At 59.2% G+C, this 22,454-nt stretch carries 17 protein-coding genes; 4 read left to right on the forward strand and 13 right to left on the reverse strand.

From position 1 onward, the window contains the following. Positions 1-4: 4 nt before the first annotated feature. From PQQ52_RS23290 to PQQ52_RS23325, 8 genes are all read right to left on the reverse strand, one after another. Positions 5-979, reverse strand: a complete 975-nt coding sequence (locus PQQ52_RS23290) for a glycosyltransferase (RefSeq protein ID WP_408216428.1) — start codon at positions 977-979, stop codon at positions 5-7. Positions 980-1,197: 218 nt separating this feature from the next. Then, positions 1,198-2,037 (reverse strand): hypothetical protein, encoded by an 840-nt coding sequence (locus tag PQQ52_RS23295; protein WP_408216431.1) that lies wholly within the window; start codon positions 2,035-2,037, stop codon positions 1,198-1,200. 92 nt (positions 2,038-2,129) lie between these two features. Further along, complete coding sequence (locus PQQ52_RS23300) at positions 2,130-2,924, reverse strand: SDR family NAD(P)-dependent oxidoreductase (protein WP_408216434.1); 795 nt, start codon at positions 2,922-2,924, stop codon at positions 2,130-2,132. Continuing rightward, positions 2,921-3,988, reverse strand: coding sequence for a glycosyltransferase (locus tag PQQ52_RS23305; RefSeq protein ID WP_408216437.1), 1,068 nt, complete (start codon positions 3,986-3,988; stop codon positions 2,921-2,923). Before PQQ52_RS23305 ends, PQQ52_RS23300 begins: the two co-directional genes overlap by 4 nt. After that, entirely contained in the window at positions 3,985-6,315 is a 2,331-nt protein-coding gene (locus tag PQQ52_RS23310) for a glycosyltransferase family 4 protein (RefSeq protein WP_408216440.1), read from the reverse strand. Before PQQ52_RS23310 ends, PQQ52_RS23305 begins: the two co-directional genes overlap by 4 nt. A gap of 58 nt (positions 6,316-6,373) precedes the next feature. Beyond that, on the reverse strand, positions 6,374-7,306 hold the full coding sequence (locus PQQ52_RS23315; RefSeq protein WP_408216443.1) for a phytanoyl-CoA dioxygenase family protein: 933 nt from the start codon (positions 7,304-7,306) through the stop codon (positions 6,374-6,376). A 24-nt stretch (positions 7,307-7,330) separates the two neighbouring features. Beyond that, positions 7,331-9,280, reverse strand: a complete 1,950-nt coding sequence (locus PQQ52_RS23320) for a glycoside hydrolase family 99-like domain-containing protein (protein ID WP_408216446.1) — start codon at positions 9,278-9,280, stop codon at positions 7,331-7,333. Between the two features lie 14 nt (positions 9,281-9,294). Then, positions 9,295-10,287 carry a glycosyltransferase family 4 protein gene (locus PQQ52_RS23325; RefSeq protein ID WP_408216448.1) on the reverse strand — a complete coding sequence of 331 codons (993 nt, stop codon included), beginning with the start codon at positions 10,285-10,287 and terminating at the stop codon, positions 9,295-9,297. 484 nt (positions 10,288-10,771) lie between these two features. Here PQQ52_RS23325 and PQQ52_RS23330 point away from each other — a divergent pair, with 484 nt between their 5' ends. Genes PQQ52_RS23330 through PQQ52_RS23340 form a run of 3 tightly spaced genes read left to right on the forward strand, consistent with a single transcriptional unit; the run spans position 10,772 to position 14,672 of the window. Further along, positions 10,772-11,731 carry a UDP-glucose 4-epimerase family protein gene (locus PQQ52_RS23330; RefSeq protein ID WP_408216451.1) on the forward strand — a complete coding sequence of 320 codons (960 nt, stop codon included), beginning with the start codon at positions 10,772-10,774 and terminating at the stop codon, positions 11,729-11,731. A gap of 20 nt (positions 11,732-11,751) precedes the next feature. Continuing rightward, positions 11,752-12,774 carry an MraY family glycosyltransferase gene (locus tag PQQ52_RS23335; RefSeq protein ID WP_408216454.1) on the forward strand — a complete coding sequence of 341 codons (1,023 nt, stop codon included), beginning with the start codon at positions 11,752-11,754 and terminating at the stop codon, positions 12,772-12,774. Positions 12,775-12,785: 11 nt separating this feature from the next. After that, positions 12,786-14,672, forward strand: coding sequence for a polysaccharide biosynthesis protein (locus PQQ52_RS23340; RefSeq protein WP_408216457.1), 1,887 nt, complete (start codon positions 12,786-12,788; stop codon positions 14,670-14,672). Positions 14,673-14,884: 212 nt separating this feature from the next. Here PQQ52_RS23340 and PQQ52_RS23345 read toward each other — a convergent pair whose 3' ends face one another. Beyond that, positions 14,885-15,985, reverse strand: coding sequence for an MraY family glycosyltransferase (locus PQQ52_RS23345; RefSeq protein ID WP_408216460.1), 1,101 nt, complete (start codon positions 15,983-15,985; stop codon positions 14,885-14,887). 268 nt (positions 15,986-16,253) lie between these two features. Between PQQ52_RS23345 and PQQ52_RS23350 the strand changes: the two genes are divergently transcribed. Then, positions 16,254-17,882 (forward strand): methyl-accepting chemotaxis protein, encoded by a 1,629-nt coding sequence (locus PQQ52_RS23350; protein ID WP_408216461.1) that lies wholly within the window; start codon positions 16,254-16,256, stop codon positions 17,880-17,882. 83 nt (positions 17,883-17,965) lie between these two features. On the opposite strand, the gene galE is transcribed toward PQQ52_RS23350, so the two are convergent. Genes galE through PQQ52_RS23370 form a run of 4 tightly spaced genes read right to left on the reverse strand, consistent with a single transcriptional unit; the run spans position 17,966 to position 22,297 of the window. Further along, positions 17,966-18,991, reverse strand: coding sequence for a UDP-glucose 4-epimerase GalE (galE, locus tag PQQ52_RS23355; RefSeq protein WP_408216464.1), 1,026 nt, complete (start codon positions 18,989-18,991; stop codon positions 17,966-17,968). 12 nt (positions 18,992-19,003) lie between these two features. Then, on the reverse strand, positions 19,004-20,152 hold the full coding sequence (locus PQQ52_RS23360) for a glycosyltransferase family 4 protein (RefSeq protein WP_408216467.1): 1,149 nt from the start codon (positions 20,150-20,152) through the stop codon (positions 19,004-19,006). A gap of 58 nt (positions 20,153-20,210) precedes the next feature. Then, positions 20,211-21,038 carry a glycosyltransferase gene (locus PQQ52_RS23365; protein WP_408216469.1) on the reverse strand — a complete coding sequence of 276 codons (828 nt, stop codon included), beginning with the start codon at positions 21,036-21,038 and terminating at the stop codon, positions 20,211-20,213. Continuing rightward, positions 21,035-22,297, reverse strand: a complete 1,263-nt coding sequence (locus tag PQQ52_RS23370) for an oligosaccharide flippase family protein (protein WP_408216471.1) — start codon at positions 22,295-22,297, stop codon at positions 21,035-21,037. Before PQQ52_RS23370 ends, PQQ52_RS23365 begins: the two co-directional genes overlap by 4 nt. Positions 22,298-22,454 lie beyond the last annotated feature (157 nt).

Genomic DNA, 22,454 nt, shown 5'->3' on the forward strand with positions numbered 1-22,454 from the left:
GGTATCAGCGTGCGCTGCGCTTGATCAATTCGACCAAGGGCGTGAGGGGGCGCGGCGCCAGATGGCGCCGCAAAATCTCTTTTGACAGTGTCTCGCCGTGCGGCGGCGAACGCAGCACGTCCTTGACGGCGTTCAGGATGCTTTCTTCGCTGCGCGAATTGACGGTGCGTGCGTGCGAACCCATGTGCTCTTTGGTCCATGGCCCTTCGGACAGTACCAAAGGCCGTCCCGCCAGCGCGGCTTCCAGAGCGGACGTGCCGGGTGGCTCGAGCGGGACTTCGAGAAACAGCGCGCAGCTCTGCACGGCGGAGCAGAGGATCTCTGAGGCGGCCGGCATCTGAGGGATGAAGATGAAGTGTTCCGGTGCAGCTGCGCGGCACTCATTGAAATATTCTTCGTCGTTCGGGTGCCCGATAAAGACGACCGGAATAACAAGATTTTTAAGTGCCTTAATTGCCGTTAGCTGATTTTTGGTTCGATTCAGTACGCCGACCCACAGCACGTACTTGTCGAGTCCGTACATCTTTTTAAATATTCCCGGATTCGAAACATTAAAAAATTTCGAATTGACGGGTACAGGAATGTGAAGAATCTGTTCGTCGTTAATCGGTACGTATTGGCGAATGTTTTCTATTTCAGAACGGGACTTGAAAATTATCCTGTCAGAAAGTTTGAAAAAATTAGCGACGAGTTCGCGCTCTTCTGATGTAGGAGCCGAGTTCCACCAGAGATTAGGCCACAGAAAAATATTTTTCTGTTGTGATTTAGCCCGCTGCAACATGACAAGTCCGTCCGCCTGGACCGAGAAGTGCAACACGGACGAATACGACGACAGCGGTTTGCTCGACGGGCCGTAAAGATCTGCATCGACACCGAGTACACGCAGACCTTCGATCAAGGTCAGCAGTTCAGTTTCTCCACCACCGGGGTTGAGAAAGGCGCTGTAGTACGTAGTGATCAGAAGTCTTGGATTATCCATGCATATTCACGTGCTTGTGCCGTGGCCCGAGTTGATCAGTTGCAGATATGACGAAAAGCGGCAGGCAAGCCGTCACGCCCTAGGGTTGGGGAGCACTATACAGTATCCGGCGCGCATGGCGGCCACGCTTGGCCGCGGGCATGGCTGCACCCCTATGAGATCGGTGTACAGCAGTGGGCCGCCGCTTGGGTCGCCGTCGCCATTCAGCTCCTACGCCCTCAGGAGTAATAGGGCGCGGTATGGCGATCCGGCAGGCGCGGGAACAGATTGGTGTCGATGATCGGGCAGTTCATCGCGTGCAGGCGGGCCGTCAGATAGTGTTCCGAGAGAATCGCCCGTGCTTTTCTCTTGAAGAATGCAAAGTTCTGCTGATCAGGTTGACGGGCGCTATGCCAGTGAAGCTGATATTCCGGGAATTCCGGATTTGAATATCCAAAAAGCCAGCTGCTTATATAAGCCTTCCAGTTATCCGATATTTTATCCGTATGCCCCCAGAACGCTTTGTGGCTCGGTGCAAATATTTCTTCTTCCTGCAACGGGAAAGTTAATTTGCCGAGTTTTTCACACACGTCAAACGGTAAAAAGAAAACGTTGCTCCTGATCCAGCTTGTATAGGGGATGCCCATCAGTTCGACGTCGCGAGGAAAATCGTCAAGATAGCCGATGCATTCCTTGGTCAAATCATGATCTTCAATCAACGGGCGATCGAAGAAATCCATATAGCCGACACCGCCGTCACGATAATTTCGGCGGAAAAAGGTATCGTTCGCGAACAGAATCAGATCATCGGTATTCAGATCTAGCGCGCGCTTGGCAAAATTGTAGCCGTGGTCCCAGCCGGTGAATTCTCCTAGCGTATTGTCGCCAGAAATTTCCCAGACAGGCTTATCCGTGTTTGCGGACGGTTGATCGATCTTGTTGTCTATGACGATTATTCGTAACTCACTGTCGGGCAACATTCTGTCGACAATCTTGCGGATATGCGAGATCCCCTCGTCAGTAAAGGTGCGTCCGTAGACAAGAAACAATGCAATAACACGTCTTGCGCCAACTATCATATTAAATCTCAATTTCAAAAGAGCGAATTTGATGCGCTTGCATAAGAGCCGATACGCACAAATATTTCGTTCATTGCTGACTACGTGCGCAATTAACCCGGCGTCACGGACAAATAGCCGCCGTCCACGACGAGATCCTGCGCAGTCATTCTGGCGCCACGCTCTGAAGCGAGTAGCGACACCATTTCACCAATATCTTCTGGGCGCGCAAGCTGTCCGATCAAATTCGGAAAGATATTGCGCGACGCAAATTCGTCGAGGCTTTGTTCGGGGTGGGCCGACGTTTTGACATGCGGCTCAAGGAAGCCTTCGACCTTGGTTGTCATACACAACCCGGGCGACACCGAGTTCACCGTCACGCCCGAGTTCGCGCATTCGAGCGCGAGGCTTATTGTCAAGCTGCGGACGGCGGCCTTCGCAGCGGCGTATTCCGGGCCCACGGCGAGCGGCTTCGAACCCGCGACGCTTGCGATATTGATTACGCGACCCCAGCCGCGCTGCTTCATCGCTGGAACGAATGCTTTGCAAAGTCCCACCGTGCCCATTACGTTCAGGCGGAAGCAGGCTTCCCATTTTTCGTCGCTGGTGTCCCACCACGATTCGTGAGCGCCTCCGCCACCGGCACAGTTGACCAGCACGTCGATATGAATTCCTGCCTTGGCTATTTCTGCTGCGAGATGCGCTCGTCCCGCTGCGGTGTCGATATCGGCTACGACAGGAACGATTTTGCCGCCGCCGGCCAGCGGTTTCAGTCGCTCGACGCTATCTCGCGCCTTTTCGGCGTCGCGGGCATGCAGTACCAACCGATGGCCGTCTTGCAGCAGACGTTGAGCGATCGCGAAGCCCAAATCCCCAGTCGCGCCGGTAACCAGTGAAGTGCGCGTCATATGCGGCTCGACGTCTTCGTCGCCTGCGTGAAAAGATTGGACCAGACGTTATCGCTGGCCTGTTCCAGCAACTCGAGCGCTCGGGCTTTGCCAGCGGCCTCCTGGCGCTGGCGCCACGCGTTGTCTAGCAGCAGTTCCGACAAGCTGTGCGCAAACGCAGCCAGCGGCTCGTCCTTGTGGAATACCCCAACGCCTGCGGCGACTTCGTCGATGGCCGTCCCGCTGTGGGCGAACACCGGTAATCCGAAATACATTGCTTCGAGCGCGGGCACGCCAAATCCTTCATGAAGACTCATCGACAGGAGCGCATCGGCCTTGTCGTAGCAGTGGAACAGATCGCCGTCGTCCAGCATGCCTGCAAAGCTCACATGCTCTAGTGCACCCAACCGGCGGCCGAAGTTGAACAGATACTTTGAATATTCGTAGTTCGGCATCGTCCCGACCACGGTCAGTGTGATGTTGGCGCCTTGCGCTCTCGCCTCAGCCACGACGACCAGGACGTCCTCAAGCCGCTTGTGCGGGACGACACGGCCCACCACCAGCAGATTAAGGGAGCGGCGTTTGAAGTCGCGTTGCGCTGCCTCGTATTGGAAGGCCGGCATATCGGCAAATACCGGCGGAACCACCGCTACCTGAGCGCTGCCGGTGTGTGACTTCAGTTCCGCGGCCGTACTGCGCGAATTGGCGACCAGTACGTCGAATGCCTTGAGCTTGGGGAGTTGTGCGATGCCGGCGCTGCATAGCTCGGCTGTACGCGGTTCAAACGCGCGCAATAGCTCCGGATCGGTAATGCCGTGGAAATAGCACAGCTTGCGGCATGGCAGGGCCAGTAGCCGGTCGAGATGGTCATCGTAAATCGAATAGCTGACCAACAGGATGTCGTCTGCCGTTATGCTCGCGAACAACTGGTCGACCTGACTGACCGTGCGCGCCGACAAGTCGAAGCGCTGGCCGAAAAGCTCGACGTCTAGGCCGCTGCGCACCGCCGATCTGGCTATGCCAAAGCAGTGATTGCCGACGGCATCGCCAGCGAAAATATCGGGTGCGTAAATGAATAGCTTCATTTGTTTTGTGTTCCCGCTTCGATTTCCGCTATGCGCGCGGCGTAACGACGCGACACGGCGTCGATCGAGTAATCCTGGCGCAGACGCTGCTGCCCGGCTGCGGCAATCCGTGTACGTGCCTCAACGTCTTCAAACACTCGACGAATCTGCTGCACAGCTTGCGCAACGTCCGGATCGCACCAGTATTGCCCTTCGTGAAACAGGTAGTCGCCGGCGCGTAACGGCACCAGTTCGCCGTCCACGAGGAACGCGGTCTCGGCGTCGCAGTAGTCAACATTGCCCGAGAAGTTCGTGACGATCACCGGCTGTCCAAGCAACATGGCTTCCGCAATGACGCGGCCGAAGCCTTCGCTCCGATGTAGCGAGATGTATGAGTCGAGCGACGCCATGAAGTTGATCGAGTCCTGCCTCGTCAGCTTTTCGGACACGACGTGAATACGCGGATCGCGCGAGGCGATGTCGCGAATACGTTTCCAGATCGGATCGGACTCGCGGATATTCATTCCTTTGATAACGAGCCCGACACCGCTAACCGATGCATCGAAAGCCTTCTGGAACGCCTGTACGCCCGCGAGCGGATTTTTGCGCGTGAGCCACGAATTGCCGTCGAACATCAGATAGAACAGGAAGTCGTCTTCCGGCAGACCGAAGCGTTCGCGCACGCGCTGTGTGGGAGCGGGGATGTCGACGGCCATCGGCATGTGATGAACCGGCGTGTCGCCCAGTTTGCGGAAGGCGGTCTGCACGAAACGGCTTTGCGCCCAGATTTCGTCGACGAACTGATGAACGCGCCCGAACGCGGTAGGCCACTGGGGCAGTTCCCATGGCCATGCGCCCACCTTGTAGGTGGCGCTATCGATCAACTTGCGCCCGCCCTCGAGGGCGAGGCGCATCATTTCCGGAGGCGGCAGGCAAAATACGCTGACGCGGTACTTCGGCTCAAGCGTCAGCAGGCGCGTGACAGATGTGTCGACCTTGGTCGGCCCGGCGATCGGCGCGTTGATAAACGCGCGCGGCACAGCGGCGAGTTGCAGCGCATGACCCATCATGCGTGCGTCTTCGGCCAGCCCCAGGATACCTTGCGGAAAGCCGATGATATTCACACCAAACGGATAGGCGCGAGCCAATAGATTCGATTGGATGACAAAACGGGTGACTGTGCCGTCCGGGCTTGCCTGCGGCTCGATCGACGCGTCGCGCAACAGCGAATACTCGTGCGGGCCGGCTTGATTCCACCAATGGATCATGCCGCGAATGCCTTCGAGTGTGCTGCGGTCGAACGCCTGGATCAGATCGTCGCGTTCGTTCCACACGAGCTGTACGAAATAAGGCAGCTCGATCCCTTCGATGTACTCCGACGCCTTCGGCGCGGTGAGTTTTTCGAACAAATTGTCGGCGGACCATTGGATTTCCGGGTAGTTCGCCTGACCTTCTTCTTGCCACCAGTGAACGAAAGCGAACTGGCCTTTGAACGTGGCGCGGTCCAGATGCGTGTGCAAATCCTGCCGTTCCCGCCAGACGAGATTCAGCAAATGTGGCAGTGCGAGCGGCGCCGTGCCTTCAGTAATTTCGAGCTTAAGCAGTCTGTCGAAGACATCGCGCGGCGACCAGCTAAGGGCCGGGTAATCCGCGGCGTGTTCTTGCCACCAGCCCAGATAGGCTAATTGACCAGCGAGAGTATGGATCGCGTAGTTTTGCCGCAAACCTGTCCGGTGGCGCCAGACCACGCTGAGCATGCGCGGCTGCGCGAGCGGCGCGCCATCGCTTACCTCGAGTACCGACAACTCATCGACGATATCTCTCGTCGACCAGTTGATGCGGGCATATTCGACCGCGCCATGGGTTTCCCACCAGCGCAAATAGGCGAGGCGACTGCTGGGCGTTCCGAGATCGAAGTCGCGCTGCAAGTCGTCGCGATCTTGCCGAAGCACATGCAGGAAGTAGGGTAGCTTGATCTGCTCGTCTTTGTCTTCCGCGGGCGGACTCAGCAGCAATTGCATCAGGCTGGACCGCTCAAGGTTGCTGGAGTCCGTGTGCCGGAGCCAGAAGCCGATCGCTTTCGTGAAGGAACCGCACAGCACCGGGTCGTCGATCGCGTCGAGGCAGGCGCGGTCCTGTTCACGCAGTATCCACCTGAAATCCGGATAGCAACGCGCACCGATGGCTTCCCACCAGAAATAGAGGGCGAGGCGGTCTTGCAGTGACTTGTCGCTGTATTGCTGCAGTTCGGGCAGGAACTCCAACAGGAAATAGATTCCGTTGGGGAGCGAAAAATCAACGCTTGCGGACGGGTGGCCAAAACCTTCAAGCCAGTCGGTTCGATGCATCTGATATTTATCTCTTTATCTGAGCTATCGGCGTCACTGTGTCGATAGTTTTTCCTAATTAAAACGAAAGATCAGAGATTGGGTGATCCGGTTGCTGCCCAAACCCTACCGCGTGATGATCGACGTAGCGCCGCGTGCCAGCCGTTTTGTACTGCCACGAAACTTGCTCTGCGGGCAGCTTGCGACCACCGTAGAAAACGTCCTGAAGTCCGATCTGCATATCAGCTGGCGTGACGTGCATGACGAGTGCGTGGCGCGTGCGCAGTGGATCTGCCGCACGTGCTTCGCCATGGAGCATGTCCGGATGCCAGACAACGACGTCGCCCTTTCTGACCAATATGGCTTCTTCGGCGAGTCCCGCCTGTTCGCATTGCTTACGCAGTTCGGCCTGATACGTGTCCCAGAGTTCCAGCGAATGTGGGTCGATCTCGTCACCAGGCTGATAGACGGAGCGCAGAATTTTTTCTCGATCGAGCTCGGGGAGTGCGTGCGCCTTCGGCACTAGCGTCAACGGGCCGTTCTGATCGTCCGTATCTTCGAGTGCGAACCACAAGCCCATGTGCAGATGCTCAGGTTCGGTACAAAACTTCGGGGCATCGCGCTCGGCATCGTGCGTTGAGCTTTGTTCCGTGTATGACGACGAGAACACCACCGCTTCCCCGAGGAAGTGATCCGCAATTTCCGCGACGAGCGCGTGCGTCGAGAACAGATTGATCAATTCAGGCAGGCCGCAGTGCAGGTTCGCAAGCGGCGGCAGATAGCCGTGCTCGTTCGCATGCAGGGCGCACGCTTGGGCATTGGCTTGCTTGAAGCGAGCCAATGCTGCACGCGCAGCGTCGCATCTGGCCGGCACGGCACTGGTGCCGCGCACGACCGTATAACCCTGATTGACGATGTCGAGAACGTGCAGAAGGGCCGGGGAAAAGGCCTTTTCGCGGATGCCATTGTCCCGCCCGAATTCCAAGTCGATAAAATTTCTATTGGAAATCACGCTTGCCTCCACTGGCCGCTCGCATCACAGGCTGGCAACGTCGATCTCTTGAATCTGATATCCCTTCTTGCTCGCGAAGACGCCGAACAGACGTTCAATCGTGTGGGCCAGCGTGCCGTCCAACTGACCAGTTTCCAGTTCGAAGCTTTCGTTCTCCAGTTTCAGATCGAGCAGATTCTGCAATGCGTCGACCTTGAACCAGAACATCGAACCGGACGGGAAATGGACGTTGTAGTTGCCGATCAGCGAGTCTTCGCCGATCTTGCCGAGAATTGCGTCGAGCCAACTGATATTGCCTGCGTGGATCTCGGGTACGGACAGGTCCGTGATCGAGCCTTTCGGCGCTAGCAAACCGACTTCCTTGTTCCTACTGAAATAATCGATGACCTTGTTGCCGCAGCTTTCCGAGCCGGCGAGGCAGCCCAGTAGCGACGAGCGCCAGGTATCTCCATCGACACGATGCAGCGAGCGCTTCGTATGCAGCTTGCAGCAGTAGTCGTAACCGCGGCTGGCCACTTCGCCATAAGCGATCAGGAACGGCCGGATATCGCGACCGATGTTTTCGACCGGCAGCAGATACGTGTTCAGGCCGCTATCGATAAATTTGTCCAGATACGCGCGGTCGACGCCTTGCTTGAAAGTTACAAAGACATCGGGATTGCCGATGTTCTTGATGTACGAAATCATGCTGTCGGCGAGATCTTCATAGTACAAATGCAACACGACGGCGGTATTGCTCTTCTTGGCGAACTTCGCGTTGTGTTCGTTGTAGAAGTTGTCGGCAGCCGTTTTCTTGCGATAGCCGCGCAACACGTTCGCCGTTGCGTGCAGATACGCATAACCGTGGTAACGGTCCGGTTCCAGGTGAGCGCCCTCTGCCCATTCATTCCACGCGTTGATGAACACGAGGCGCTTGTCTTCTTCGTGCTGCATCGTCGTCTGGCAGGCGTCGTTCAGCCACTTCGCGTAGTTTTGCGGCGTGGACTTGACGAACGAGAAACCTGCGCCCGGCTTGCGCGCTTCGTTGTCCCATGAGGGCATCACCGTCTTGAACGTTAGGTGATCTTCGGACGTGGTCTTGCCGAGGCGGTTCGCGACTTCCTCGAAGTCGTAGATCTTGCCCTTGTACGTCGGATTCATGATGACGTGCTGTTCGGTGATTTCCTTCGCGTGCGACTGGTGCGGCGGGAATTCGACGGCGGCATCGAAGCCGAATACAGTCGGGTCAGTAATGTTGAACGACTTCGCAGCGACAAGATAGACGCCAGGTAGGCCGACTTCGAGTGCGCGCGCACGCCAGCGCTCTGCCGTGGCGCGCGCATCGGGCAGCAGGGTCACGCGGTAGACGATCAGCACCGGCTTGCCGTCAACCGTGATGTAGCGCTCGTCGCGGAATGCTTCGACGAGCGAATCGAAGAAGTTGATGTCGTCTTCGGGGCTGTGGTTTTGCGAGATCAGGATATCGTCTTCAAGCCCATCCCAGCGGCGCGACCAATTTTCGTTTGCCCACGACACGCAGAACTTGATGTCAATTTCCTTGTGCTCGATCAGGTTTTGCAGCGGTTTTTCCAGCAGGCGCTTGCCGCCGAACCAGTAGTGATGGAAACAGAAGCCGGTGATGCCGTAATGCTTGGCGAGTTCGGCTTGCTGCTGCATCACTTCAGGAATACGCAGATCGTAGAAGCCGAGTTCACCTGGCAGGTGCGGCTGGTGATGGCCGACGAATTGCGGTACCGCTTTCGTGACGTTGGTCCACTCGGTGAAGCCCTTGCCCCACCACAGATCGTTTTCGTGAATCGGATGAAATTGCGGAAGATAAAAGGCAATGGCTTTGATGTTCAACGCTTCGGCGTCGACAAAATCAAGTGCCTTAGGGACGTATCTGACGTTCCATCCCTTGATACCCTGTGCCTGATCGAATCGATCCTGCATGTATTGATTTACCAGATCAATTTTGTCTTCGTAAAAGTTCATTCCGTTTCCCTTCGTCACTTCACTAACGTATTGTAGATTTGGGCGAGGCGCGCAGTCGTGGTGGCCCACGAAAACTCCTTACCCAAGGCACTGGCTGCACGCTGGCTTGCACGGTCGTGGCCAGCGCCGGTTTTCAAAAGCGCTTGCGCGATGTGTTGCGCGATATCGTGGCTGTCGTTCGGATTCACGTAGGTCGCGTAGTCCCCAAAATACTCCCGTGTCGAGCCTTCGGACGTGACCAGCAGCGGGGTGCCCTGTGCGGCTGCTTCGAGCGCCGCGAGACCGGGGGTTTCGAGCGTGCTCGGCAGACAGAAGAGTGAGCAGGCCTGATAGGCGGAGCGCAGCAGTTCGGAGTCGTGCGGCAGGGGCCCGATATAGGTTGCCTGCGAACCGGCCTCCTGCATCACTTCGTTGAAGTAGGCTTCGTCGCGTACGTGACCCACGAGCAGCAATTTCCGGTCCGGATGGGACTTCATTGCTTGCGCCAGGCGCAGCTGATTCTTGCGCGGTTCGATGTTGCCGACGTTCAACACGAACGGTGCATCGTTGCCTATGTGCTGTCGGAAAAGGTCGGGTCCTGGCCGTTCGAAGAAAACGTCGTCAACGCCGTTGTACACCGTGACGAATTTGTCCCGCGGCAGATTCAGCACGCTGGCGAGCGTATCGCACTCAATCTCCGAGTTGGCGACGACGCGGTCGGCAAGGCCGAGTTGAGCGCGAATTTCGTCGATCGGATAGAGATGCTTCGTTTCTTCCGTAATCCATAGACTGGACGACACAACCAGCGGCAGACCGAGGCGCTTGACGAACGCGCAGAAATGCGACGAACCGCCTACGCACGAGAAGAAGTGAACGACATCGTGTTCAAGGAAGCGCGGCTTCCATGGATCGAACAGTTTCACCTCGACGCCATGTTGCGGGAGGTGCTTCTCGTAAGCGAGCAACTGGATCTCGCCACCGCCTGGAGTGTGGAAAGCCATCGGATACGTGGCGAACAACACTTTCATATCAATTGCTCTACGTATGACCTAAGGTGCAGGATGCCGGCGATTCACCGATATCCCCGAATTGCCGCCGTTGAAGGCGGTCAGATAAAAATTCTTCTGTGACGGACTCATAGCCGGCGCGCGCGCGGCTCAGTTCTGTAACTTGACGAAAAGCTTACGGATGCCGGTGGTGTTCTCGAATTTCTGGCGCGGTCCGCGGCAACGGCTCAGCAAATCCCCGCCGGGAGGGCGGTAGAGCAGGCCACGAATCTGTTTTCGATCTTCCCGCGGCGCTTCGCGATCGGGTAACCTTGAATGATACAGTGGAAATCTGCCGATTTTCGGAGCGCCGTTCGATCAGCCTTACAATGGTGCATCAGAACCACACTCGATTTCCGATGGTCGAATTTTACCGTACCTCACAACCTGCCCATCGCCGTGCCATGCCTGGCGTGTCCGACCGCCTGTCCCAGTCGACGTCCGATCCTCGCCTGCCAGCAACCGTATGAGTCAGAATGTCCTCGTCACCGGCGCCCACGGATTTGTCGGTCGGGCGGTGTCGCGTGCGCTGCGGCAACGCGGCGATGTCGTCACAGGCTTGGTGCGGCGCTCGGGTGGTCTAGGTGAAGGCGTGCGTGAATGGGTCGTCGATCATGACGACTTTCAATATCTCGACTTTGCCTGGCCCGAATCTCCGCGCTTCGACTGCGTCATTCATCTCGCGGCTCGTGTCCATCTGCTCAACGATACAGTGGCGGACCCGCTTGCTGCGTACCGCTCAACGAACGTCACTGGCGCCTTGCGTGTCGCCGCAGCAGCCCGCCACAAGGGCGCGCGTCGTTTCGTTTTTGTCAGCAGCATCAAGGCCGTTGGGGAAGCCAGCGCCGGCCGCCCTATCACCGAAGCAGACGAACCCGCGCCCACCGACCCCTATGGCATCTCCAAGCTCGAAGCCGAGCGCGCGCTGATCGAATACGGTCGTGAATCGGGCCTTGAAATCGTGATCGTGCGCCCACCGCTGGTCTACGGCCCGGGTGTGCGCGCCAACTTCCTGCAATTGATGAGCGCCATCGCCAAAGGCATTCCGCTGCCGCTCGGCTCAATCGCAGCCCGTCGCAGCCTTGTGTTCGTCGACAACCTGGCCGACGCGCTCGTGCACTGCACAACCGACCCGCGCGCCGCTGGCGAGACCTTCCATGTCACTGACGGTCGCGATTTAAGCGTCTCGGAACTTGCTCGTGCGCTCGCGAAGCAACTGCACGCACCCGGGCGCCTCGTACCGGTTCCCGTCGGCTTACTGCGCGTTGCCGGCCGGCTGACCGGTCGCTCGGCCCAGATCGACCGGCTAATCGGCGAACTGCGCCTCGACAGCTCGCACATCTGCGAACGCCTCGGCTGGTACCCGCCTCACACAGTCGAACATGGCTTGCTGCAGACAGCCGCCTGGTATCGCTCAACGCACTGACCGCACTGAACCCATTCTCAATGCCGATCGTTTCGCTCCTTGCCTCCCCCGCCGTGCACCTGCTCCTTTGGGGCGTCGCAGCGCTGTGTGCGTGCGCGGCGGTTCTGTGGTTTCTGCTCCGGAGCGGCCTTGCCTGGCGTCTTGCCACCGACATCCCGAACGACCGTTCGCTGCACACGCGCCCAACGCCGCGCGTCGGCGGCTGGGGCATCGTGCCGGTGGTCGTGATCCTGATCTGGCTCGCCGCCCCGGCGCTATGGTTGCCCGCGCTGCTGGCGGCGCTGCTGGCCGCGTTGTCGCAAATCGACGACCGCCGTGGTTTGCCCGCGCGGGTCCGGTTCGGTGGTCATGCAGCCGCTGTGGTTGCGCTGATCATCGTCTACCCGGCCGATGTGCCTTGGTGGGCCTTGGCGGCACTGGCGTTTTTACTCGTCTGGCTGGTCAATTTGTACAATTTCATGGATGGGTCGGACGGCCTCGCCGGCGGTATGGCTCTGTTCGGCTTCGGCGGCTACGCGATCGCCGCGTCCATTTCGACCCATCCGGCCCCTGAGCTTGCGCTGGCGTGTCTCGTGGTGGCGGGGGCGGCAGCGGGTTTTCTGCTGTTCAACTTTCATCCCGCACGGATCTTCCTCGGGGATGCAGGATCGGTCCCCTTGGGCTTTCTAGCGGGCGCGCTTGGCTACTGGGGCTGGCGCGAAAGCGTCTGGCCGATCTGGTTCCCGGCGCTCAGTTTTTCTCCGTTCATTGGCGACGCCTCGGTTACCCTGCTCAAACGACTGCTCCGTGGCGAAAAATTTTGGCAAGCGCACCGCGAACACTACTATCAAAGATTGGTGCAAGGCGGTTTCGGGCACGCGTCGACGGCACGAATTTGGTATTTCTTCATGGCCGCGGGCATAATGCTTGCTTTATGGGTACTGAGTTTTGCTGTGGTTTATCAATGGCTTGTTGTCGTCGCATGGGCTGCAGTGCTTGTGCTCGCCGGGCTTTTCATTGATCGCTACTGGCGGCGCCATGTGTCCCGTTCCGGGAAATCCTGAGGTTCTGCGCAATGAAAAGATTCAAAGCCCGATGGCTTTCGTTCAGTGCGTTTGCGTTCGACTTGTGCGCGGTGGCGCTGGCCTGGATGCTGGCCTACGTGATCCGTTTCAACGGACCGGTGCCCGCCCCGTTCTGGTCGAGTGGTCTGCACGCATTGGTCTGGGTGCTGCTGGTCTACGCGGTCATGTTCCGCAGCTACGGGCTGTATCGCGGCATGTGGGTCTTTGCCAGCTTGCCCGATCTCGTGAGAATCGCCAAGGCGATCGGCGTCGGCGCGGTGGTCGTGGTTATCGGTTCGGCACTGCTGCAGCCAGCCCCCGTCGTGCCACGCTCTGTCCTGATTGTTTCGCCGATGCTGCTTTTCCTCGGAATGGGCGGTTCGCGCGCGCTATACCGGGCTGCGAAGGAGTTCTATCGCTACGGCGGCCTCGTCGGGCAGGGCAAGCCTGTGCTGGTGCTGGGTGCGGGTAACGCAGGCGCAAACCTTGTGCGTGAGCTGAAACGCTCGGGCGAATGGCGTCTCGCGGGTCTGCTCGACGACGACCCGGTCAAGCAGGGCCGCGAAATATACGGCTACCGAGTGCTGGGTGCTATCAGCGATCTGCAGAAGATCACCGCTGAACTAAAGGTCGAGCACGTCATCATTGCGGTGCCTTCGGCTTCGGTAGAAGCGCATCGCCGCATTGCCACGCTGTGCGTGCGCGCAGGCGTACGCGCAATGACGCTGCCGGCGCTCACGCCGCTTACGCAAGGCCAGGCTTTCCTGTCGCGCGTGCGGCAGATTGATCTGGAGGACTTGCTAGGCCGCGATCCGGTTATGATCGACACGCAGCACGTCGAAGCCCTGCTCAAAAACCGCGTCGTGATGGTGACCGGCGCAGGCGGTTCGATCGGCTCGGAACTGTGCCGGCAAATCCTGCGTTTCGGACCAGTGCAACTGGTGGCATTCGATATCTCCGAGTTCTCGATCTACCGCCTCAACGAAGAGCTGCGTGATAAATATCCCGAAGTATCGGTGGTTCCGATCATCGGCGATGCGAAGGATTCGTTGCTTCTCGACCAGGTGATGGGGCGTTACTGTCCGCATATCGTTTTTCATGCTGCGGCCTACAAGCACGTACCGCTGATGGAAGAAGTGAATAGCTGGCAGGCGGTGCGCAACAACGTGCTCGGCACGTACCGGGTGGGACGCGCGGCAATCCGTCACGACGTCGCCCACTTTGTTTTGATCTCCACCGACAAGGCCGTCAATCCGACCAACGTCATGGGCGCAAGCAAGCGCCTTGCGGAGATGGCTTGTTCAGCGTTGCAGCAGGGCGCAAGACGCACGCAGTTCGAAACCGTTCGATTCGGCAATGTGCTTGGCAGCGCCGGCAGTGTGATCCCGAAGTTTCAGGAGCAGATTGCGCGCGGCGGTCCGGTGACGGTTACGCACCCTGAAATCACCCGCTTTTTCATGACGATTCCGGAGGCATCGCAACTGGTGTTGCAGGCGTCGAGCATGGGGCATGGCGGCGAAATTTTCATTCTCGACATGGGCAAGCCGGTGCGAATCGCCGACCTCGCGCATGATCTGATCCGTCTTTACGGTTTTACTGAAGAGCAGATTCGTGTGGTGTTCACCGGTCTGCGCCCGGGGGAAAAGCTGTACGAAGAATTGCTGGCAGACGACGAAACGACCACCCGTACGCCGCATTCGAAGTTGCGCATCGCACGGGCGCGTGAAGTGCCGGACAGCTTCATAGACAATCTGTTGCCCTGGCTCATGCAGCACCGCGTACTAAGCGACGACGAAGTTCGCCGCGACCTACGCCGCTGGGTACCGGAATATCAACCGGCCACTGCACCGGCATTGCGCAGCGTCAGCAACGTCACACCAGTGACACGCGTTTCCTAGCACTCATTCGCGGCACGGCTCCCCGCCGTTGTTGCTGTCACACATTAAAAAAGGCGCTCCAAGCGCCTTTTTTACTACCGCGACACATTCACCAAGCTAGCCAGAACCGCAGCAAAAATCAAAAACCCGCACAAGGATTCGGTGCCGCGGTAGTCGTGGCCTTGGTCGCCACCGCTTCCAGGCAACCCAAGCACCGATTTCATGCGCGCGGCTCACCGCTTCCCCTTCCTCACCACCATCCACCGCGGCGACTTGAACCGCACAATACTCACATAAAGCCAGACATAGGTCAGGGCAAACACCACCACAAAGCAGAACAGATGCAGCGTATGCCGCCAGAACAACGTCGCCGGCACGACCGCGATCAGACACAGCAACCAGAGGTACGGCGAGGTCAGCGAGTTCCGCCGCGTCAACTCCCGCGCTGTTCTGGTGCCGACCGCCCAGCGCATCAAGCGCTTATAAACCAGCATATGCAGATGCACGCCATCGGGAATCCCCGGCGACATCCCGCGAATGAACTTCTTCCGGTAGATCGAGAAGCAGGTCTCGAAGATCGGGTACATGAAAAGCAGCACCGGATACCACGCCGACACATCGCGATTGCGCATCACCAGCATGATCGACAGCTCGGCGAGCATGAAGCCAATGAAATACGCGCCGCCGTCGCCGAGGAAAATTAGCCCCGCCGGGAAATTCCAGATGAAGAAGCCGAGCACTGCGCCCATCATCATGAACGACGCCGACAGCACGATCGGGTCGGACACCTGGAACGCCACGTAAGCGAGCGAAGCGAACATCATGAACGCGACCATGGAGGCCAGGCCATTGAAGCCGTCGATGATATTGATCGCGTTGGCGAGCGCCGCGACGGCCAGCACGGTGACCGCGCAGGAGATCACCGCATATGAGAGCAGAAAGTCGAGCGGCGGCACGCTGATGCGCGTAACGGCGATATCCAGCAGGAAATAGGCGAGGGCGGCCGCTGCCATGGTGCAGACGAGCCGCGCGAGCGGCGACACGCGCTTGGTCAGATCCTCGGCCAGTCCTGAGCCAAACGCCGGCATGCCGCACGCGATCAGCCCGAGGATGCCGCCCGATACGGCGGGATAGGCATGGTGCAGTTGCACGGCGGACACGATCAGCCCGACCAGAATCCCGGCGCCGCCGATGCGGGGCACCGGTCGCACATGGAATTTCTGCACGCCGGCCAGATCGGTATCGGTGGAGAATTTTTCATGCAGATGCGCATAGCGCACGATCAACAGCGTGATCAGCAGTGAAACGAGAAAGCCGAGCGCGAAACTAAGCATGAAAGTGGGCCTGAGCGAAGACGCCGAATTATACAAACGAAACGCATGCCGTCCTGAAAAGCAACGCTTGCGCCAATTGCACGGGAAATCCCAGATAGTGACGCCCGAGGCGTCCGCAAACCCGTGCCCGTCATGGATTTCACCTATTTAACGAGGTCTTTGGGAGGCCGTTAACCTGGATGCGGCGAAGTATAAGTTGCAGGCGAAAAGACGGTCGCCGGCACATCGCGGGGTTCGCCGCCGATCAATGAGACGTTCCGGAGACCCAATGCTTAACAACCTCACCATTCGTGGCGGCCTGACGCTGGTGATCAGCGTATTCGTCGCTTTCCTGCTGATTGTGATCGGCGTCGGCTATGGCGCGCTCAAGCTCGCGAACAGCAGCCTCGACGAAACGCAGCATAATGCCGTGGCGCTGTCGCATCTGAAGGCAAGCTCGGAGAAGCTGCTGCAAGTGCAGCTCGCACTCGGCTCCTATCAGACACTCTTTAGCGTCGGCAAGCAAACGGACGACCTGTTGCCGGCCGCGCATAAGGTGCTGGTCGAATCGAACAAAGACTTCAGTGGTTACATGGCCGGCCCGTTCGCGAGCGAGGCTGAGAAGAAGCTGGCGCAGAGCGTCGAGCAGGCACGCTCCGCGCTCGTCGATAAGGCAATCGAGCCAGAGTTCAAGGCATTGAACGACTTCGACTTCAACACCTTCCGCAATATCCAGGGCGAAACGGCGAACGCCTTTTACGCCACCTATTCGAAGGCCATCGATGCCCTGCAGCGCTTGCAGATGGACAGCCAGCGCAAGCAGGCCGATTCGGCGGCCCAGCAATTCCAGATGGCGACGCTGCTGTTCGCGGCGATCGGTGCGATTGCCATTGTGATTGGAGTGATGGCGCGGATCGGTTTGTCGGCGGCGGTGGTCAAGCCGGTCAATGCGACCATCAAACATTTTGAGCGCATCGCCGCGGGTGATCTGACGATCGCAATCAAAAGCAAGTCGCGCAACGAGATGGGCCAGTTACTGAGCGCGCTGACGAAGATGCGCGACGGCCTCGTCGAGACGGTCGCGAAGGTGCGCGGCAGCACGACGGCGATTACGCAAGGTGCAAACGAGATTGCCTCGGGCAACGCCGATCTGTCGGCGCGCACCGAGCAGCAGGCGGCAGCGCTTCAGCAGACCGCGGCAAGCATGGAGCAGTTGTCGGCGACGGTGAAGCAGAACGCGGACAACGCGAAGCAGGCCAATCGGCTTGCGCATGGCGCGTTGGATACGGTGACGCGCGGCGGTACCGTGGTGTCGAGCGTCACCAAAACGATGGACGGAATCACCGAGTCATCGCGCAAGGTGGCGGAGATCATCGGCATGATCGAGGGGATCGCTTTTCAGACCAACATTCTGGCGTTGAACGCCGCGGTGGAAGCGGCCCGGGCCGGCGAGCAGGGGCGTGGGTTCGCGGTGGTGGCCTCGGAAGTGCGCAGCCTCGCCCAGCGGTCCGGCACGGCGGCCAAGGAAATCAAGGCGTTGATCGGCGATTCGGCGGCTCAGGTGCAGCAGGGAGCCTCGTTGGTGGCGGAAGCGAGCCGGACCATGAATGAGGCGATGCAATCGGTCGAACGCGTGACGGGCATCATGGGCGAGATCGAGGCAGCCGCGCTGGAGCAAAGCGAAGGGATCGAGCAGGTGAACAAAGCGATCACCCAGATCGATGAGGTCACACAGCACAACGCTGCGCTTGTCGAGGAAGCTGCTGCAGCGGCTAAGTCGCTCGAGGAGCAGGCCGCCGTTTTAAGGGAAGCTGTAGCGGTGTTCAGGGTTGATGATTCGCCGGCGAAACAGGAGAGGCACGTAGCGGCGGGCAACGCCAGGTTGGCTGGCGCGCCTGTTGCGTTTGCTGCGTCCTGATCCTGAACTGGTTGCTTACACGGTATCGGGTTGTCTGTTTGCCCTAGGCAAACAGACAACCCCGCCGCGGCCCGTGGCAAAAATTAGGCGCTAAACCCCTGCGGATTCGCCGACTGCCAGCGCCAGTGATCCGCGCACATCCGCTCGATCCCAAACTCCGCGCGCCATCCGAGTACATCCAAAGCCGCCGCCGGATCCGCAAAACACGAAGCCACGTCGCCCGGCCGGCGAGCCACGATCTCATAGGGTACAGGGCGCCCCGAAGCCTTCTCGAACGCCTTGACGACGTCGATCACGCTATACCCCTGGCCCGTCCCGAGATTCACCACAAAACTGGCATCGCGTTTAACCAGCGCATCCAATGCGGCCAGATGTCCACGCGCCAGGTCCACAACGTGGATATAGTCCCGCACCCCTGTGCCGTCCGGTGTTTCATAGTCGCCACCAAACACGCGCAGCTTCTCCAGCTTGCCGACAGCCACCTGGGCCACGTACGGCATCAGGTTATTCGGAATACCCGATGGATCCTCTCCAATCAACCCGCTCTCATGCGCGCCCACTGGATTGAAATATCGCAGCGTCGCGATCCGCCATGAAGCATCCGCCACTTCCAGATCACGCAAAACCTGTTCGGCAATCAGCTTTGACTGGCCATAAGGATTGGTTGCCGACAGCGGAAACGATTCGTCGATCGGCGAGCTCTCCGGCACGCCATACACCGTCGCCGATGAGCTGAACACGAACTGCTTCACGTTGCGATCGCGCATCACGCCGAGCAGCGCCAGCAAACTGCCGACGTTATTGCTGTAGTACTCGATCGGCTTGGCGACCGACTCGCCCACCGCCTTCAGCGCGGCAAAGTGAATCGCGCCGGTGATCGGGTGTGCGTCGAAAATACGATTGAGCGCCGCTTCATCGCGCGCATCGGCTTCGTAGAAGGTCACGGCCTTGCCGGTAATTTTCTCCACGCGCCGCAGCGATTCGCGGTTGCTGTTCACGAGATTGTCGATTACCACAACGTCGTAACCGCCGTTGAGCAGTTCGACACATGTGTGCGAGCCGATAAATCCTGCACCGCCCGTTACCAGAATCGTACCCTTCGTGGTCATGCTGTTGCTCCGTTAAAGTAAAACGCCCGTCATTTTCTGCACCAGGTCTTTATACGTTTCGACGACCACACGTTCGTCGAACTCTTGCGCGACTTTCTGTCGACCGCGTTCAGCCATTGCGCGGCGCTCGGCGCTGCTCATGTCGAGCATTTGCGCCAGCTTCGCCGTGAGACTCTCTACATTGCGCACTTCGCACAACAATCCGTTGACGCCGTCCGCCACCACTTCACGGCAGCCAGGCACATCCGTCGTGACAATCGGCCGGCCCATCGCAGAGGCTTCCATCAGCGTGCGAGGCACGCCTTCGCGATATGACGGCAGGACAACGCAGTCTGCCGCGGCGATGAAAGGCCGCACGTCGTGCGCCTCGCCAAGATACTCGATGATGCCTTCCTGCTCCCACGCGGCCACCTCTTCGCGTGTGATCGCGCTCGGGTTATCGACACCGACCGGGCCGAGCAACTGGAACCGCGCCTGCGGGTAACGTTCACGCAAACGCCGCGCCGCTTCGACATATTCGCCGACGCCCTTATCCCACAGGAGCCGCCCGATCAGCACGAACTTGAACTCCGCCTGCTCCGGCAGCGGCGTGAAGGCGAACTGTTCGAGATCGACGCCTTCACCATGCAGGAGCCGCGCACGCTCAGGATGCACCAACAAATTCTGCTCGACAAACGCGGCCTGGTCGTCGCGATTCAGAAACCAGATCTCACGCGGGAAGCGGAAGGCGAAACGGTACAGTTTTTTGGCGACCTGCGCAGCGCGGCTCTGCTGGATGAATACGTAGCCGAGCCCGGTCGTCACCGCCACCGACTGCACGCCCGCCAGTTTCGCCGCGACCGAGCCGTAGATGTTCGGCTTGATCGTGTAATGGAACACGACATGCGGGCGAATGCTTCTATACAAACGATACAACGACAAAAGTGTGCGCAAATCGTCGCGCGGGTTGGTGCCTTTGGACGCCACCGGCAATTCGATGCAGCGGCATCCCATCGCGGTGAGCAGCTCGAACGTGCGGTCGCGCGGCGCGAGCACCGTCACATCGACGCCGCGTCCAACCAGCATGCGGATCAGTCCTTGCCGATACGTATAGATTGCCCAGGCGGTGTTACAGACGAGTGTAATGCGTAGCGCGGGCGTCGACTTCAAGGCAGGCTTCATGCGGGAACGGGCTCGACGGTGAGTAACGGGTGAATGACGGGTGACTGACGGAACGGCATCAATGGCTCGCACGCGGCGCGAGCAGCGTGCGTTTGACCCGCTGCAATGCGCGGTAAGGTGTCACGAGATGCAGCAGATTTTTCGCGAGGCCCAGCCAATCGTACGGATTGGCGGCGTTGAAGTAGCGCAGTTGCAGTCGCAGCGTCGAGTTGACCTGACGGCGCCGTTTGGTCGCGCTAATGCCGCCTTCGTTCAGCTCGTAGTAGAGCCCGAGTTCCGGCAGATTCGCGCAGTCATAGCGCTCCATCAGGCGCACGAACAGATCGAGGTCTTCGGCGGAAGGATAGGCCGCGCGATAGTTGCCGACGGTGCGGACCGCGTCGATGCGCAGCATCATCGAAGGATGCGCGAGGCATGAGCGGAAGAAGCGCAGACGCCGAATTTCATTCGGTTCGGCGGGCGGCGTCAGCATGAAAAGTGGTTTGCCTTCACGCGTAACAACTTGCGTCCACATGCCGAGGCCGGCCACTTGCGGATGTAATTCCATGAACACGCGTTGTTTGGCAAGCCGTTGCGGCACGCTGCGGTCACCCGCGTCGATGCGTGCTGCGTAGCGAAAGCCGCGCTGTGCAAGGGCGTCGATGCCGGTTTGCAGTGCGCGTTCGATGCCGCCGTTCTGCGGCATACGCAGCACTTCGATCTTCATGTTCGAGATCGCCGGCGCGACGATCGGCGGCGTGCTGCCGTCGTCGACGATCAGTACGTGAACCAGCGCGCTTTCGCTAAACGAAGCCAGCGTGAGATCGACGTCGGCCTGGCCGTTGTACGCGGGCATCAGGACCGCGACGTCGTCGAGGGAATGCGCTGCGGCGGATGAATTCGTCATGGGCGCAATTTGAAACGAATGTAATAAAGATTAACTGACGCGGCAGCGAGATAACCGCCCGCAAGACCGACCAGCGCACCGTAAGCGCCAAGCCGCGGAATCGCCAGCAGATTGACGATGAACGCAACAGCCAGCGCCAGCAGCCACTTCGAGAGCAACACGAATTTGGCTTGATATTTCAGCACGATCAGATTGCCGATCGCTTCGATGCCGGCCGGCACGGAAAGCCACACGGCCCAACGGAAAATCTCGATCGCGCCTTCGAAGTCCGGTCCGAACACGCGGCGGATAATGAAGCCGGCCAGCAGATCCAGCACGAGCGCGCCGCTCACCATCAGCGCGGCGGTCATGGCGGTGAGCCGCCACACGTTGCGGCGCAATTGCGCGGCGTCCTGCACGCGGTAGACAAAGGCGGGCGCAATCGTCTGCGCGAGCATCAGCGCGAGCGTGATCCAGTTTTCGTTCAACTGCTGCGCGGCGGAATAGCGCCCGAGGTCGGCGAAGGAAATTGCCCGCTCGAGCATCAGTCTGTCCAGTTTCAGGAACAGATACATACAGATCAGGCCGAGCCAGAACACCGTGCCCGCAGTCGCGAAGTGCTTGAAGAGCGAACGGTCGACATGCCAGCCAAGCTTGCCGCCATGCCGGCGCATGTAATAGATCAGCAGAACCGCGCCGATCAACGCCGATTCGGCGGCCCACAGCCAGCCAAAGCGCGCGGGCATTGCCATCGCGCGCACCAGCAGATAGACGAAGCCGGCCTTCAGCACGGCAGTGCTCATGCTGGTGAGCAACTGCGGCTTGCTGTAGGTCATGCTTTGCAGCCACGCATTGATCACGCCGACGAACGGCTCGCGAAACAGCATTGTCACGGCGAGGCCGGCGAGCATCGCGCCCACCAGCGGGTCGAAAAAGTGCAAAGCGATGCCGATCCAGGTCAGCAGCAGCGCCGCGACGGAAACCGAAAAGCGCAGCGCGAAGGCGCTGCCGAGCACCGTGCCTAGCTGGGTGGGCGGCCGGCCGACGATGGTAGGAACCAGAATTTCCGCGCCGCATACCCAGGTGATCGGCGAAAGTACCGGCAGCAGCGTGTTCGCGTACTGCCATTTGCCGAAGGTGTCCGGCCCGAAGTAGCGCGCCAGCATGCCGCTGATCACGATCGCCACGCCGATCTGCGTAAGCCGCTCCAGCCCTAGCCAGACGATATTGGTGAAGGCGCGCGTGACGTCAGGATTGGCGAAGCGTTTGAGCGTCAGCATCCTGTGGACACTCGCCTATGCGGTTGCACGCGTTGTAGGTGTTGTACGAGGGGCGCAACGTGCGCCAGGGCGCTATATGTAACAGCCCACCTGGCCGGCTGTCGCGGCAACATTGCAAAAGCAGGGCGTCTAAGCATTAGAATGGGCGTCTATTAGG

Source organism: Paraburkholderia sediminicola (assembly GCF_046030555.1).
Classification (GTDB): Bacteria; Pseudomonadota; Gammaproteobacteria; order Burkholderiales; family Burkholderiaceae; genus Paraburkholderia; species Paraburkholderia sediminicola_E.